The sequence below is a fragment of the Mesorhizobium sp. M2C.T.Ca.TU.002.02.1.1 genome, assembly GCF_003997225.1.
The window spans coordinates 1-478 of the sequence record NZ_RZTO01001512.1 but is presented as its reverse complement, the minus strand read 5'-3'; the positions used below and the strand labels follow the sequence as shown (position 1 = coordinate 478).

Below are 478 nucleotides of genomic sequence, written 5' to 3'. Positions count from 1 at the left end.
GGCCTGGTCGCGGCCATACCGGCCGTCGTCATCTACAACGTCTTCGCCCGCTCGATAGCCGGCTATCGGCAGATCCTCGCCGATGCCTCGGCAGGGGTCGAACGACTGGTCAGCCGCGACCTCGACTTCCGCACCGTCGCGCCGGCCGCGCCACTGGCGGCGGAGTAGCGCCATGGGAAGCAGAATCCGACAGACCATGGATGACGATCTCGAGGAAAGCCACGAGATCAACGTCACCCCGTTCATCGATGTCATCCTGGTGTTGTTGATTATCTTCATGGTCGCGGCACCGCTGGCCACGGTGGATGTCAATGTCGACCTGCCGGGTTCGACCGCAACGCCCGCGCCGAGGCCCGAGACACCGCTGTTCCTGACGCTGAAGGACGATCTGACGCTGGCGATCGGCAATGACGGCGTGCCACGCCCGGCTTTCGCCGCGACCATGAAGATAATCAACAACACCAGGATGACATCGATG

1 protein-coding gene and 1 pseudogene are annotated in these 478 nt (G+C 63.2%); both read left to right on the top strand.

The window, feature by feature from the left end; genetic code table 11:
* Positions 1-168: pseudogene (locus EOD07_RS38990) on the top strand (tonB-system energizer ExbB); the annotation flags it as partial.
* A gap of 4 nt (positions 169-172) precedes the next feature.
* Positions 173-478: biopolymer transporter ExbD (locus tag EOD07_RS37025; protein WP_206519690.1), on the top strand; the 306-nt coding region annotated here is incomplete at its 3' end.